A 14,451-nucleotide genomic window follows, 5' to 3' on the forward strand; every position below is an offset into this window, starting at 1 on the left:
GCGACCGCGCAAGTGCCGGATCTGGAGGGCACGTTCGGGTCGTCGGCCGGCTGTCCTCGCCGTGGGCTGCCCGCCCGCGCGAGTCACCCGAGCAGCTCGTGCGTCACCGTCACCGGCAGTGCGGGGTTGGCGGCGGCGTGCCCGCCCCGCTTCCCGTCGTCGAGGAGGGTGAGCAGCCGCTCGTCCTGCAGGCGGGCCGCCCCCGCGTGGATCGCCGCGTCCGGGTCGCGGGTGAGCCGGTCGGCGGGTGTGGGCGCGAGCCCGGGTCGAGGACGGCCAGACGGCGCTCGTCGCGGCCGCGTCCGTGAAACATGCGCTCGACCGGGAAACGCGCATGCTCGGTGAGCAGCTCGCGGGCAGTGCCCCGGTGCTCCAGGTAGCCGCAGCGGCAGTTCCGGCGCCGCCGGATGGTTGTGGGCCAGCAGGACCCGTACGCCCAGGTCGTCGTCCGCTGCGAGGAGCCCGATGAGCTTCGCCCTCGTACTCCGGTTCCAGCAGCCTCAGCAGCTGGCCGGCCGGAGTGGCCGGGTTGACGGCCAGGCCCTCGAGTCGCGCGGTCACATCCCGACCGCCTCGTATTAGTCGTTGTAGTGGCGGTTCCCGTCGTACTCATGGTCCTCGGGGCAGGGCAGGGGCTCGGTCACCCATCCCGCAGTCAGGACCAGACGGGAGGTGCGGTGGACGGTCAGGAAGCCGAACGGGCGGTCGATGACCACCTCGACGTGGCGGACGGTGTACCGCGGCGGAGGTGGCATACCGCTGGCCATGACGTTGACCGCGGTCACTGTCGCGGACTCGAAGCCCTTGGCGTCGAACATGGCAACGGCGCCCTGGCCGGCCGAGCCGACCGCCAGCGGACAAGGGCTGATACCGGGGAAGTGACCGAAGCTCGTGTCCATGGCCGTGGACAGGCCGAACAGGGCGGGTACCTTCAACAGATCGTGGGTCGCCGCAACGCGGAACGCGGCCGTGAGGACTTCAAGAACGGGCCGTGGGATCCGGCTGCGTACCTTCGACACCCGCAGGCCCGGGCCGGCCTCCCCGAGGGGAAGACGGTCACCGGGCACCGGGGCAGCGCCGGTGCGGGCGAGAGTGTCGATTCCGTGGCGCAGCACCTGGGAGGGCGTCATGTTCGCCGGGCCGAGCAGAAGATGGACGTCCACCCCTGTTCCGCCGAGGATCTTGAGCACCGTCAAAGGGCCGTCCGCGGTCTCCGCCACGGCCACCCGGTCCAACAGCGAGGTGGTGCGGTGCAGCCCGAGCAGCAACCGCCCCTGCCACGGGCCGTGGTCCGGGACCACCTCCGTCTCGAAAAACGGCCGCAGCCATCGTGTCCGCACCGACTGCGCCGCGGCCAGCACGAGCCGCGTGGACTTGTCGATGTCCACCGGCATCCTGCGGACCAGGCCTTGGGTGCGGTCGTCGACCCATCCGTCGAGCGTCATGCGGTCGGTTGTCCGGTCTCCGGTGATGGTGCCGGTCGTTCCGGCGGGCAGCCGTGCCGCCCAGTCGGCATGCAGCGGCAGATCGGCCCGGGTCCAGAGACCGAACGCGGCCCGTGTGCCGCGGATCACGCCCAGCGCTTCGAGGAATCCGCGCGCGGCTCCGGCCGCCTCGGACGCGGGCAGGCCGGTGGCGTCCCCGAGTTCGTCCCGCGCCGGTCCGCCGGCGGCGTCTTGGAGACAGGCGAGCAGCGGCCACAGGCTCGTGGCGGAGACGACGGTCCCGCCCGGTCCCGGCAGGCCGCCGACCCACCTCTCGGTGAGCCGGTTCACGGCACGTACGGACGTCGCTGTCGGCTGCACTCGATCCCCCGGGTCTCACAAGGCACCGTGACCGTCGGTCCTGAGCACTCAGCGCGCCGGCTTGGCGGCAGTTGGCCGCCACGCCGCCTCGGGTACTGTGTCCGCCTCCGGCGCGGTCACCACCGGGGCGGATCGTCCAGGTCACGCTGGAACAGGGGAACGGGTACCACGGAACAGGACGATCACTCGCATCCTCGCCGGTGGTGGAACCGACGTCCAGGGGTTATCGCGAGGGCCGGCCGCTGATCGATGACCGAGGCGCCTTGGCGTTTCATCGATTGATGCGCACGGGAGCGATGAGTTCCGGCGGTGCCAGCGGTCTGCTTCAGTGACGGAACAGACATGAGGAGATACGACGATGGTCGAGATCAAGACCCGCACGCTGGAGACCCCCGGTGCCACGATCTGGTACGACGTGCGGGGAGGCCGGGCCGATGCCGGGGCCGACGAACCCGTCCTGTTCTTGGTCGGTTCACCGATGGACGCGAGCGGTTTCGTCACGCTCGCGTCGCACTTCACCGACCGGACGGTCGTTACCTACGACCCGCGCGGGGCCGGCCGCAGTGTGCGTAAGGACGGCGCGACGGAGATCGTGCCCGAGGAGCACGCCGACGATCTGCGGCGGGTGATCGAGGCGCTCGGCGCCGGGGCCGTGGACATGTTCGCGAGCAGCGGTGGTGCCGTGAACGCGCTCGCCCTCGTGTCGCGGCACCCGGAACTGGTGCGCACACTCGTCGCGCACGAGCCGCCGGCCGCGCCGGTCCTGCCGGACAGCGAGGCGGCGCTGGCGGTCTGCGCGGACATCCATGCGACGTACCTGCGAGACGGACTGGGTCCCGCGATGGCCAAGTTCATCGCGATGGTCGGCCGCAAGGGGCCCTTCCCGGCCGACTGGGCCGACGAGCCGGCCCCCGACCCCGCCGCCTTCGGACTGCCGACGGAGGACGACGGCTCGCGCGACGACCCGCTGCTGGGCCAGAACATGCGCGGTTGCACCGGCTACCGGCCCGACTTCGACGCGCTGCGCGCCGCCTCCACGCGCATCGTCGTCGCGGCGGGCAAGGAGTCCGAGGGCGAGATCTGCGCGCGCGCCGCAGCGGAGGTCGCCGCCGGACTGGGCACCGAGCCGGTGATCTTCCCCAGCGACCACGGTGGCTTCATGGGCGGCGAGTACGGCCAGCACGGGGCGCCGGCCGAGTTCGCGCAGACTCTCCGCGAGGTGTTGCACGCGGAGGGCTGACGGGCGCTCAGGCCCAGGGTGGGTGCGGGGGCGCGCCGGAGAGGGGGAGCGGGGCAGCAGCGTTTCGCGGACGACGATCCGCTGCATGCCCCGCCCGAGCCGCCGCCCACACGCCACGGCTGCTGGGAGGTGACCTCCGGTCGGCTGCGGGCCGTCGAGCAGTAGCTGCGCGAGACCACGCAGATGCAGGTCGAAGAAGGCGGCCGGGCAGTCACGCGTCAGCCGCCACGCGCGCTGCCCCTAGAGCGGCGCCGCAGCATCGGTGAGGCCCAGTTGGTCGGCCGGCACCGGCAGGTCCGTGAGCGAGAAGTGCTTCCGTTTCGACCTGCTCGACGCGCGGGTCAAGTGAGCACCCCTCCGCCGGAAAGGCGGTGCCGACAGACGCGTACGCTTCGTCGACGGCGGCCACACGTACCCCCCGGCTCGCCAGGTGGTTCCGCCAGGGAGGCGATGGTGCCGCGCGGCATCGAGTAGCCCGGCGAGAGCAGCATCAGCGGGAAGCGACCGGGCGCGGGCGGGTGCCCATGCGCAAGAAAGTGCGTGCGTGCGGACCTGACGGTTCCGGCGGGGACGACACCGCCGGGACCGTCAGCTTTGCAGCAGGCGGGCTTCCTCACCGCACATGTACGCCGCCGGAGTGCCCGTTCCCGGCCGGGTTCGACGACGGCTGGGACCTCTACACCAAGTCGGACACCGGGCCCATCGGCGCCGTGACCATCGAGGACTCCCTCGCCTACGAGAACGGCACCCTTTCCGACGGCACGCAGAACTCGAGCGGTGACCGCAACGGCTACAAGCTCGGCGGCGAGGACATCAAGGTCGACCATGTCATCCGGCGCAACATCGCCTACGACAACGGCAAGCACGGTTTCACGTACAACAGGAACCCGGGCACGATGACGGTCTCGGACAACATCAGCATCGACAACACCGAGCGCAACTTCTCCTTCGATGCGGGCACTTCGGTGTTCCGGAACAACGTCTCGTGCCGCAGCGGCGACGGCTCGAACGACAAGACCGTGGGCAACGCCGACAGCACGAACCAGTTCTGGACCGGCTCCAACGGCTCCCGCTGCTCCGCCTACGCGGGAGCGTTGAACTGGTCGTACGGGGCTGACGGTCGCCTTGGAGTCACCTTCGGGGGCAGGGCGGTCACGCGGTAACCTGCCGCGCACGGTACCTGCCTGCCCGGCCCATCCGGTTCACGGACGGGCCGGGCCGGGCCGCGGAGACGCAGCGCCAGCGCCGTCCAGCGCCACGAAGAGATCGACCACGATGCTCACCGGGACGTGATGCGGACGTGATGCCTGGTAGATCTAGGTCCTTGGGAAGGTTCCGCGGGAGGTGCGGGGATGAGTTTCCGGCTGGCGGCGTACGCCGTGTGCATCAAGGACGGTCGGGTGCTGCTGGCCCGGCACGTATCACCGAAGGGTGAGTCGACCTGGACTCTTCCGGGCGGCAGGGTCGAGCACGCGGAAGATCCGTTCGACGCTGCAATCCGGGAAGTCGCTGAGGAGACCGGATGCGACGCCATGGTCGAGCGCCTGCTGGGGGTGGACTCGAGGGTGATCCCCGCGGCTACCGCGCGTGCGGGAGTCGAGCACCAGAATGTCGGCATCTTCTACCAGGTCCGCATCACCGGCGGCCGACTCCGGCCTGAGCCGAACGGTGAAACCGCCGAGTCGATCTGGACCCCCATTCCCGACGTCGCTCGCCTGCGTCGCTCCTCACTGGTGGACATCGGCGTCGCTATGGCGCAGACCCTTCCGGTAACCGGCCACGTCGCTCCCGTCCCGGTCGGCGGCCTGATCCAGCACTGAGACGCCACCAGTTATCTGGCCCGGTCGGCAGGCATCCGGCACCGGATCATGGAAGGCGGCCGACAAGCATGCCAAAGACAGAGGCACCCGGCCGCTCAGGCGGGCATGGGCTCCAACTCGGCCTCGTCGAAGGGCGGGTAGCTTTCGCCGCCGATGCGCTCGGCCGCGTCGATGTAGTCGGCGAGCACGTCACGGGAGCGGGCGAGCGTGGCCATCTGGTCGTTCAGTCGCTGCAGCCGTGACCGCATCGCGGCCAGCAACTCGGGGCAGCCGATCAGCTCCGGGGCCTCCCCGACCGCACAGGGCAGCAGATACGCGATGTCCTCGGAGGACAGCCCGGCACCGAGCAGATGCCGGATCTGCTTCACGCGCAGCACGGCGCTCTCCTCGTACTCGCGATAGCCGTTCGAGCCGCGGTCCGCCTCCAGCAGGCCCTGGGCCTCGTAGTAGCGCAACTGGTGGGCGTTCACGCCCGTCCGGCGACTGAGTTCCCCGATCCGCATCGAAACCTCGCTTGACCTTCACACCGGTATCAACGTTGACGATGCTGCCATGAACAACGAACCCGACACACCTGTGACAGTCATCGGACTCGGACTCATGGGCCGGGCACTTGCCGGCGCCTTCCTGAAAGCCGGGCATCCCACAACCGTCTGGAACCGTACGGCCTCCAAGGCGGACCAGTTGGTGGCCGACGGCGCACGGCTTGCGCCGACGGTCGGCGACGCGATCGGGTCAGGTTCCCTGGCGATCATCTGCGTCACCGACTACGAGGCCGTGCGGGAACTGCTCGGCGCGAGCGATGTCGAGCTGAAGGGCACGACGTTGATCAACCTGACCTCGGGCGACTCGGCCCAGGCCCGGGAAGCCGCTCGATGGGCCGAACAGCGAGGCGCCCGCTACTTGGACGGCGCGATCATGGCCGTCCCGCCGGCCGTCGGAACCGCGGAGGCGGTGATTCTGCACAGCGGTCCGCAGCCGGACTTCGAGGCGCACAAGTCGACACTCGAGGCCCTCGGTACCGTCACCTACCTCGGTGCGGACCAGGGGCTGGCGTCCCTGTACGACGTGGCCGGCCTCGCCATGATGTGGAGCGTCCTGAACGCCTGGCTCCAGGGCACTGCCATGCTGCGGACGGCCGGTGTCGACGCCGCGACGTATGCGCCGTTCGCGCAGCAGATCGCTGCCGGCGTGGCCGAATGGCTGCCGGGGTATGCCGAGCAGATCGACAGGGGCTCCTTCCCGGCCGAGGTGTCCGCGCTGGAGACCGACGCGAGGGCCATGGCGCACCTGATCGAGGAGAGCGACGCGCTGGGGGTCAATGCCGAACTGCCGAAGCTGTTCAAGGCGATGGCCGACCGTGCGATCGCCGCCGGGCACGGCGGGGAGCAGTATCCCGTCCTGATCGAGGAGTTCGCCAAGCCCAGCGGCGACGCCTGACCCATGCGACACGGGCATTCAGCCTCGGCGTTGCGCGGGCCGGGCTGTCCCGGGCCTTCCGCCCGCACGTCGACGAGGTGCTGCGCTGCCTTGCCGACGTGAGGCCGGCACGCCGGTCCCCGTGCGGGCCCATCGCTGATGCTCCCGTCCGCCTCACCGCTGCGGGGCGCCACACTCCGGGACGTCGGGCAGCCGGCTCCCCGGCGCGCCCGGTTGTCGGCGTCCACCGTGCCCGTGGCGTGAGGGCCGGACGGGGGCAGATCCACTCCTGCCGCGGCCCGCGTGGCCGGATTGTCCGCCGGCGCTGGCTTCGCCGTCTTGACGTCGGCCGTGCCGCCGGACCTGCGCGGACATGGCGCGCGGCGCACCGAGCACCTTCGGGATGAAAGGTAAGATCATCATTTCTTATGTCGCAAGCATCGACGGGGGATGCGTATGTCGTTCGAGGAGGAGTGGGCCGGTCTGAAAGCGGATGCGCTGGCACGCCAGTCCACCGCGATGCGGCTCAATCAGGTCGCTGACCCTGGTGGCGGCGCCAAGTCCGCGCCCGGTGGGGAGCTCGACTACAACACAGCGTCCATCAACGGCAATGCGAATCTACTGATCGAGATCGCGGGATTCCTGCACGAAGGAAGGCCCGACGGCGACATCTGCACCATGGCGAGGGAACCCAGGGCGCACAGCGACGTTGCCACGCAGGTGAATCGCTTCAGCACTTTCGCGAACGATCAGTTCCTCGACACGGTCGCCCTCCTCGCGGCGCTGTCCACGAAGCTGAGGACCGCCGGAAGCGACTTCGTGAAGGTGGACGACGACAAGGCCGCCCGGTTCCTCAAGTTGATGCTCGAAGGCGACTACGTGGCACCGGAGGCACGGTGAGCGGGATCAGCTACCGCAAGGACGTCGAATTCCTGGAGGAGTGCAACCCGGCCCTCGTCGAGCGCAACGCCGACGAGTTCAAGCGCATCCGCGACATGCTCACGGAGGTCGACAGCCCGGCCGAGCGCGCGGAGAAAAAGACGCACTGGTACAGCGAGGGCAGCAAGCACTACGAAGCGCGTGTGGCGGAGGCCCGGAAGCTGTTGGCAGGCCTTGCCGAGGGGTACGGCAAGGCAGCTGGAGCTCTGAACGCGTATGCGGGCGCTCTCGAGACGGCCAAGAGCCACTACTCCAACGGAAAGGCGGACGAGCGGGCCCTCGCCTCGCTGATCGGCACGAAGGGCACGGCGATCACCCGTGAGGCTCAGGACGCGGAGCCGATGCGCCAGTGGGAGGATATGAGGGGGACGACCGGTGTACTCGACTTCTTCGCCGAACTCACGATGGACGTCGACGACATCCGGGACGAGGCCAACCGTCTCCATGACGCCGCCGGAGGCAACTTCCACCTCGCCAAGGTCTGTGAGAAGGAAGCGCGCGACGTATGCGTCCACGGCCTGAAGCAGGCCTACGACCTGCTGCCCGAGTTCCGTGTCAGGATCGATGAGAGAGTGGACATCCTTGCGGCCATCGCGGCGATGCGCAGCGAGGCGACGGAGGCACGGAGCAACCCGCTGACCCGTCTGCCCGGCAGCGGTCCCAAGCAGGACTTCACCGCACCCGTCGGGGACGCTCTTGTCTCACCGACGCTCCAGGACATCCGGACGCGGCTTTCCCACCTACCGGGAGCAACGGACAGCTACTGGTCCCCGCCGTCGTCGGACCAGGAACGCAAGGAGTGGATCTCGGCGAACAAGGCGATCATCGAGGCCGCCGCGAAGAACGCGGGCCTGCCGGCGGACATGGTGGCGGGCATAGCCTGGAACGAGATCGGTGGGCAGCCGGGAGTCCTGGACGACATCACCGACACGGTCCGTGAGCAGGCAGACGCCCCTTGGGGGCTGAGCCCCGTATCACCGGAGAACCTTCCGTGGCGGCTCGCAGGCAACCCCGACGAAACGTCCTTCGGTCCCATCGCGATCCAGGTACGCCGCGGCGCCGAGGTCCTCGGCTACGACCCGGCCGACCTTACAGAGCATCAACGGGCGGTCGTGGAGGAGTCACTGCAGGACCCGGGACAGAACATCTTCATCGCCTCGGAATACCTTGCTCAGTTGAAGGCAGAGAGCGAGTTCGCCGACGTGCCTCCCGAGGACATGACCTCGGCCCAGTACCAGGAACTCGCCGCTCGCTACAACGGTGGGCCCAACTGGGAGGGCAGCAAGGCCCAGGGCTACGGCGACCGGATGGTCGACAACCTGGACAACGCAAGGGAAGCATTGCGCTGATGTACGACCGTACACAGCAGTCGACAACCTCCGGCGAACAGGGATGCCTCCGGTGGGTTCTCGGCGTACCGCTGGTGATCCTCTACCTCGTCGCCGGATGGTTCTGCTGGACCGCGCTCACCATCCGGCCCTCGGGGCCGTGGGACGACGACGCCCGCGCCGGAATCGTCCTGTCCTGCGTGCTGACCATCGCTGCCGCGGGTCTTGCCCTGCTGATCACCCTCACCCCATCGGCGCGACGCGCGATGAACAGGTGGTGGCTGGCGCCGCCGGTGGTCCTGGCCCTGGTGGCGGCGGTGCGGTGGGCAGTGACGAACTAGAACTCCAGCAGACGCTGGCATCGACAACATGCAAGTGGACGCGTTCGCCGCCGTTCTTGCCGAGTCGATGAGCATCCCGGACGTGGAGCGCGACGAGCTGCAACGGCGGTGCCGCACCCCGATCGAGGCGGGCAAGGAGAGCGAGAGTCCTGGGAAGAGGCCTGCGGAGCCGACTGTATCCGAGGCCACGACCCGCGGTCGCCGCGATCGGCACCGGGTGTGCCTGCCGCGCTCTAAATGGACCTGAAGAAACAGCCCTGATCCGACAGGTGGCTCCTGGATGGCGAATGCCTCGCGCCACCGCCCGCCAGGGTGCACACGGTGCTGAGGCGACCACTGTGGGACGGCAAGGAGAGTGCGGGCGGCTTATGGCAGAACTCCCCGACAGCTGACAGAAAGTCATATCGTCGCTCCTGCGTGATACGGCAGGCCGGAGTGACGGGAGACGGATCTACCCATGCAGGCCAAAGAGACGCTGTTCGCCGATCTGGTGCAGGGCAGGGCCCAGCAGTTCCAAGTGCCGCTCTACCAACGGACGTACTCCTGGACCGAGAAGCAACTCGCCCAGTTGTGGAGCGACATCCTCGAGCAAGCCGAACTGCTGGAGACCGACGACAAGGCCAGCACCCACTTCCTCGGCTCCGTGGTCCTCGCGCCGTCCCCGCAGAACGAGGCGACGTTCCCGCGATGGCTGGTCGTCGACGGACAGCAGCGGCTCACCACGCTCTCCCTGGCGCTCACGGCGATCCGTGACCACATCGCCGACGCTCGACCGGACGAGGCCGAGCGGATCGGCGAGGAGTACCTGATCAACAAGCGGAAGAGCGGGAACGACCACTTCCGTCTGCTGCCGACCCAGGCCGATCGAGCTCAGTACGCCGCGCACGTCCGAGGCGCGCACGCGGAACACGGAGCCGGCGACAGCGTCGCCGCCGCCTACAAGTTCTTCCGCCGCAAGCTCGTGCAGGCCGAGGACCCGGCCGCACCGCAGGATGTGTTCCGCATTGAAGAGGCGATCACCTCTCGGCTGACGCTTGTCTCGGTCACCGCAGAACGCGGTGACAACGTCCACCGCATCTTCGAGTCGCTCAACAACACGGGTCTCAAGCTCAGCCAGGCCGACCTGCTGCGGAACTACCTGTTCATGCGGCTGCCCGAGCGCGGTGAGCACGTGTACGAGACGTACTGGCTGCCATTGCAGGACAGCCTCAGCAACGAGGAACTCGAGCAGCTCATGTGGCTGCAACTTGTACTCGAGGGCGACGACCGCGTACGCCGCCAGGACCTGTACACCGCCCAGCAGCAGCGTTTCGAGAAGGGAGCGGCGAGCGAGGAGGAGATCGAGGCCTACATCAAGGAACTCCGCCGACGCAGCGTCCACTTCCGCAAGATGATCCACCCTGGGGAGGAAGCGGACCCGTCGGTCCGCGCACATCTGCGCCGTCTGCACGACTGGCAGGCGATGGTGACCTACCCGGCTCTGATGCTTCTGCTCGACCGGCGCGAACGCGGACACCTCGACGCGGCGGAGACCGCCCGCGCCCTGTCGTACATCGAGAGCTTCCTGGTACGGCGGACCATTTGCCGCGTGCCGACGAACAACCTCAACCGGATCTTCCAGTCCGTGCCGGCTCAGCTTCCGCTCGACGTACCCGTCGCGGACGGACTGCATCAGCTGCTCTCGTCCCCGAACCGTTTCTGGCCCGACGACGACGAGTTGCGGGACAAGATCCGCAGCGCGCCGTTCTACCAGTACGGGCGGTGGCATCAGCGCAAGCTCGTGCTTCAGCGGCTCGAGGAGAGCTACGGCCACCCGGAACCGGTGGACTTCGCCGCCGCACAGCTCACCATCGAGCACGTCATGCCGCAGGCACCCGGGGACGAGTGGCTCCGCATGCTGGCGGAGGACGGGTCAGGGGAGGAAAGCGCGGAAGAACTGCACGCCCGCCTGCAGCACACCCTCGGGAATCTGACCCTCACCGCCCTCAACTCCGAACTGTCCAACCACCCGTTCGAACGCAAGCAGGGTCTCTTGGACGGCAGTCATCTGGAGATGAACCGCCGCATCGCCGCCACCGAACGCTGGGGCGCCCGTGAGATCCTCACGCGTGCCGACGATCTCGCCGACCGTGCCGCTGCGCTGTGGCCCGCCCCGCTGCGCCACGTACGCCGCGCAGAGCGCTCCCGCGACTGGCACCTCGCCCACCAGGTGCTTGCCGCGCTGCCGCACGGCACATGGACCTCTTACGGAGACCTCGCGGCATTCCTCGGCTCGGGTGCCCAGGCCGTCGGCAACCACCTCGCCAACACCGCGGGTGTGGCCAACGCCTACCGGGTACTCAACGCCGACGGGCGGGTGTCCTCCGGGTTCCGCTGGGTCGCCCCTGAGGAGGAGCAACAAGACCAGGACGTCCGCGCCCGCCTGGTCGCCGACGGAATCCACTTCACAGCCACCGGCGCCGCCGATCCCGCCCAACGATTGGTCGGCGACGACCTCGCCCTGCTGCTCACCGGCGCCGAGGACGACGGGGGAGCGGACGAAGACCAGGCGCAGGTGGCCGCATCGGAACAGGGGCACGAGACACGGACCGAACGCTTCCGCCGTCAGCTCACAGCGGACGACAGTCCCGAGACAGTGGCAGCGGTGTACGAGCTCTTCGCCACGTGGGAGGGGCTCGGCGGCTGGGTCGGCCACGGCGCCGGACACGTCACCACCAGCGCCTATCTGATGCTTGGCGAGGCAGGGAATCCGGGGCGCGGTATCTGGCCGATGACCTTCTACCCGGGCAGCGGCCGCGGCGGGTCGGTGGAAGTGGTGTTCCAGTATCTCGCGGCACGTGAACCGTTCACCGACCGGCCGCTGCGGGCCGAACTCCTGCGGCGGCTCAACGAATTGGGCGGTGTCGACATCCCTGAGGGCAAGCTGGAACTGCGTCCCGGCTTTCGGCTCTCACTGCTCGAGAAGGAGCGCAACAGGCGACTACTGGCACAGACGCTGGCCTGGTTCCGTGACCGATGGGAGGAACGGGACGAGCTCTGAACCGCGCGGCCGACGACAGGGGCTACGACGAACGGGCCGGGCCCAGGCGGTTGAGATGTCAGGTACGTGCCGCTCGACGCACTGTCCTCTACTTCACGGTTCGGCCAGGACGTCCAGCGTCGCGAGAGCGCCGTCTTCATCCACACACCGCAATGGGCATCGCCTCATTTGACGACACCGGCCGACGCAGCCGCCCCTGCCCCCAGCCCCGCCTGCGGCTGTCCACCGTCGACGGGGATGTGGGCGCCGTTGACGGCCTCGGAGGCGGGGGAGAGGAGGAAGGCGACTACGCGGGCCACCTCCTCGGCGTTCAGCAGCCGCCCGCTGGGGTTGCGGGCCGCATAGGCGGCATAGGCCTCCGGATCCCGCTGCCGGAGCCGGTCCCAGCTCTTGCCGGGCAGGAGGATCGAGCCAGGGCTGACGGTGTTCACGCGCACCCGGTAGGGCGCCAACTCCTGGCACAGCGCGCCCGCGAGGTAGATCTCCGATGCCTTGGCCGCACCGTACTGGGCGGGGAATCGTGGCTTCCAACCGGAGATCGAGGAGATGAGCACCACGGAGCTGCCCGGTCGGAAGGCCTCGAGCGCCGACCTTACGGCCCGGACCGCGTGGCCTCCGTTCAGTTCCCACGTCGCCTGCCAGTCCTCCCGTGTCGAGTCGAGGAGACCACCGCCGCGTTTGCCACCGATGTTGGCGACCAGGCCGTCGAGGCCGCCGAGCCTGGCGGCTGCGTCGACGGTGAAGTCCTCCAGTTCGTCCGGGGCGAGCACATCGACGGATCCTGTGACGACCGTGCCGCCGAAGTCCTCTTCCACGGATGAAGCCGCGCGTGCCAGAGTCTCGCTGTCCCGGCCACAGATCGCGACCGACGCCCCTTCCGCCGCGAGGAGGCGGGTGACCGCGTAGCCGAGGCCGCGGCTGCCTCCGGTCACCAGGAACGTCCGCCCGCGCAGGCCGTAGGAGACGGCAGGTGCTGTGCTCTCTTCCATGAAGGTCACTCTGCCATCCGGCTGCTCCAGCTCATCAACGCACCAGTTTGCGGATGACGATGCCGACGATGAGCGTGGTGAACAGCATGCCCGCGGCCGTGAACGAGACGGCGAGCGCGGACCATTCGGCCGTCTTCAAGTCCGAGGGCATCCCGGTGCCGACGTTCAGCCACAGTGCCAGGGCCAGTACGAACGACTTCCCCGCGAGAGTGACATCCGCCAGCCCCTGCCCGGGGGAACGTAACGCACCCGCCAGGTGGAGTACGACCGCTGTCAGCAAAACGCCCGTTGCCAGGACGCGGGCCGGGTTACGGGCCCGCACTCCCCAGCCGAGAACACCCCCGAGCAGGCCGCGCGTGATACCGCGACGGATCGGTGGTAGGAGGCGGGCCTCACGCTGTCTGGCGAGGTAATAGAGCTGATCAACCTCACGGTTTCGGTTCCGCCTCGCCAGAGCGGACCGGACGGACTCCAGTGCCACGGCACTGACTTCGGTGAACGAGCGCTCCAGGAACGAGACGATCTGGCGCCCGTCGCGGAACACCTGCCCGGACAACTCCATGTCTCCGATGCTGGAGGAGTCGTCGAGGCTGTAGCGGGAGGCACCGGCGGGCAGCCCGAGAGTTCCGGTCACAGAGGAACCGTGCAGGCTGATCACCGAAGACGTCTCGGAGGACGAAGTGAGTGAAAGAACTGTCGTGTTGTGCAGGGAGAGGCGTGCGGTCGCTCCGCCGGCGTCGGTGCCGCCGCTGTCGTCGGTCTTCAGACCGTGGACGTCGACCGGGCCCCGGACGGTGCTGTTGGTGATCGTGCTGTCCTCGGCGGGGATCACCAGGCCGTTGACACGCACGGTTTCGCTGCACCGCAGCTCGTTCGCCCGAAGTGGCTGGTCCAGACGGACGCGTTGCAGGGTGAGCTCCGGGGTGTCGACACCGTCGAGTTCGAGAGCGGACAGCCACAGATCGTCGAAGGTGATGTCCTCACGGGCGCGCAGACCCCGGACCTCTACGCGTGGACGGCCGCGGCGGCCGCCGGTGACCTGGCTTCGGATCGTCAGTGCCGACAGGCGGGTGTTGCTGATCCTGACCGGCCCACGGAGGGCGTTGATCTGCACCAGTTCCTCCACACGCAGCCGCTCCAGGCGGACGCCGCTGCAGGAGTGGAGAGCAAGGAAGTCCAATGCGGTGTCCGTGACCGTGACGTCACAGCCCATCGAAGCGTTCCGGATGGTCAGGCGCCCGATGCGGGAGTTGACCACCAGCACGGCGTCCGCCTGGGCGTGGTCGATGACGAGCTCGTCGAAATGGCATGACCGCACCGTCAGCGTTCCGTCCACGCTGAGACGGTCCAGGAAGACGCGGTCGCCGGAAACACTGTCCAGAAGGAGGTCTGTCGTCACCTCGTCATGGCGAAGGTGGACACTGCGGTCGGCGACCGTTCGCTGTCGACCGATTCTGGCCAGGTCCTCGAGCGTTCTGATGGTTCCCACGAGCATCCCCCTGCTGCGTGTGGCGGTGGTCGTTCGCTTCC

11 protein-coding genes and 1 pseudogene are annotated in these 14,451 nt (G+C 68.7%); 8 read left to right on the forward strand and 4 right to left on the reverse strand.

Annotated elements, in window-relative coordinates; genetic code table 11:
* Positions 1 to 578 precede the first annotated feature (578 nt).
* On the reverse strand, positions 579 to 1,775 hold the full coding sequence (locus MDN94_RS21980) for a serpin family protein (protein WP_482727591.1): 1,197 nt from the start codon (positions 1,773 to 1,775) through the stop codon (positions 579 to 581).
* 388 nt (positions 1,776 to 2,163) lie between these two features.
* Here MDN94_RS21980 and MDN94_RS21985 point away from each other — a divergent pair, with 388 nt between their 5' ends.
* The 3 genes and pseudogenes from MDN94_RS21985 to MDN94_RS21995 all read left to right on the forward strand — a co-directional run bounded on the left by MDN94_RS21985 (position 2,164) and on the right by MDN94_RS21995 (position 4,865).
* Positions 2,164 to 3,045, forward strand: coding sequence for an alpha/beta fold hydrolase (locus MDN94_RS21985; protein WP_482727592.1), 882 nt, complete (start codon positions 2,164 to 2,166; stop codon positions 3,043 to 3,045).
* A 656-nt stretch (positions 3,046 to 3,701) separates the two neighbouring features.
* Positions 3,702 to 4,208: pseudogene (locus MDN94_RS21990) on the forward strand (silent information regulator protein Sir2); the annotation flags it as partial.
* 189 nt (positions 4,209 to 4,397) lie between these two features.
* Positions 4,398 to 4,865, forward strand: a complete 468-nt coding sequence (locus tag MDN94_RS21995) for an NUDIX hydrolase (RefSeq protein ID WP_482727593.1) — start codon at positions 4,398 to 4,400, stop codon at positions 4,863 to 4,865.
* Between the two features lie 95 nt (positions 4,866 to 4,960).
* Here MDN94_RS21995 and MDN94_RS22000 read toward each other — a convergent pair whose 3' ends face one another.
* Positions 4,961 to 5,368 carry a MerR family transcriptional regulator gene (locus MDN94_RS22000; RefSeq protein ID WP_482727594.1) on the reverse strand — a complete coding sequence of 136 codons (408 nt, stop codon included), beginning with the start codon at positions 5,366 to 5,368 and terminating at the stop codon, positions 4,961 to 4,963.
* Between the two features lie 49 nt (positions 5,369 to 5,417).
* Here MDN94_RS22000 and MDN94_RS22005 point away from each other — a divergent pair, with 49 nt between their 5' ends.
* From MDN94_RS22005 to MDN94_RS22025, 5 genes are all read left to right on the forward strand, one after another.
* On the forward strand, positions 5,418 to 6,305 hold the full coding sequence (locus MDN94_RS22005) for an NAD(P)-dependent oxidoreductase (protein WP_482727595.1): 888 nt from the start codon (positions 5,418 to 5,420) through the stop codon (positions 6,303 to 6,305).
* A 429-nt stretch (positions 6,306 to 6,734) separates the two neighbouring features.
* Positions 6,735 to 7,184 carry a hypothetical protein gene (locus tag MDN94_RS22010; RefSeq protein WP_482727596.1) on the forward strand — a complete coding sequence of 150 codons (450 nt, stop codon included), beginning with the start codon at positions 6,735 to 6,737 and terminating at the stop codon, positions 7,182 to 7,184.
* The gene (locus MDN94_RS22015; protein ID WP_482727597.1) at positions 7,181 to 8,572 is read left to right on the forward strand and encodes a hypothetical protein; all 1,392 of its coding nucleotides are present in this window, start codon (positions 7,181 to 7,183) and stop codon (positions 8,570 to 8,572) included. Before MDN94_RS22010 ends, MDN94_RS22015 begins: the two co-directional genes overlap by 4 nt.
* Positions 8,572 to 8,892, forward strand: a complete 321-nt coding sequence (locus MDN94_RS22020) for a hypothetical protein (protein WP_482727598.1) — start codon at positions 8,572 to 8,574, stop codon at positions 8,890 to 8,892. The genes MDN94_RS22015 and MDN94_RS22020 overlap by 1 nt, the downstream gene beginning before the upstream one ends.
* Before the next feature lie 457 nt (positions 8,893 to 9,349).
* Positions 9,350 to 11,932: a GmrSD restriction endonuclease domain-containing protein gene (locus tag MDN94_RS22025; RefSeq protein WP_482727599.1), complete on the forward strand. Its 2,583-nt coding sequence runs from the start codon at positions 9,350 to 9,352 to the stop codon at positions 11,930 to 11,932.
* Between the two features lie 164 nt (positions 11,933 to 12,096).
* On the opposite strand, the gene MDN94_RS22030 is transcribed toward MDN94_RS22025, so the two are convergent.
* Positions 12,097 to 12,921 carry an SDR family NAD(P)-dependent oxidoreductase gene (locus MDN94_RS22030; RefSeq protein WP_482727600.1) on the reverse strand — a complete coding sequence of 275 codons (825 nt, stop codon included), beginning with the start codon at positions 12,919 to 12,921 and terminating at the stop codon, positions 12,097 to 12,099.
* Positions 12,922 to 12,955: 34 nt separating this feature from the next.
* Positions 12,956 to 14,410, reverse strand: a complete 1,455-nt coding sequence (locus MDN94_RS22035) for a hypothetical protein (RefSeq protein WP_482727601.1) — start codon at positions 14,408 to 14,410, stop codon at positions 12,956 to 12,958.
* Positions 14,411 to 14,451 lie beyond the last annotated feature (41 nt).

This window comes from Streptomyces sp. WAC00040 (assembly GCF_056835925.1).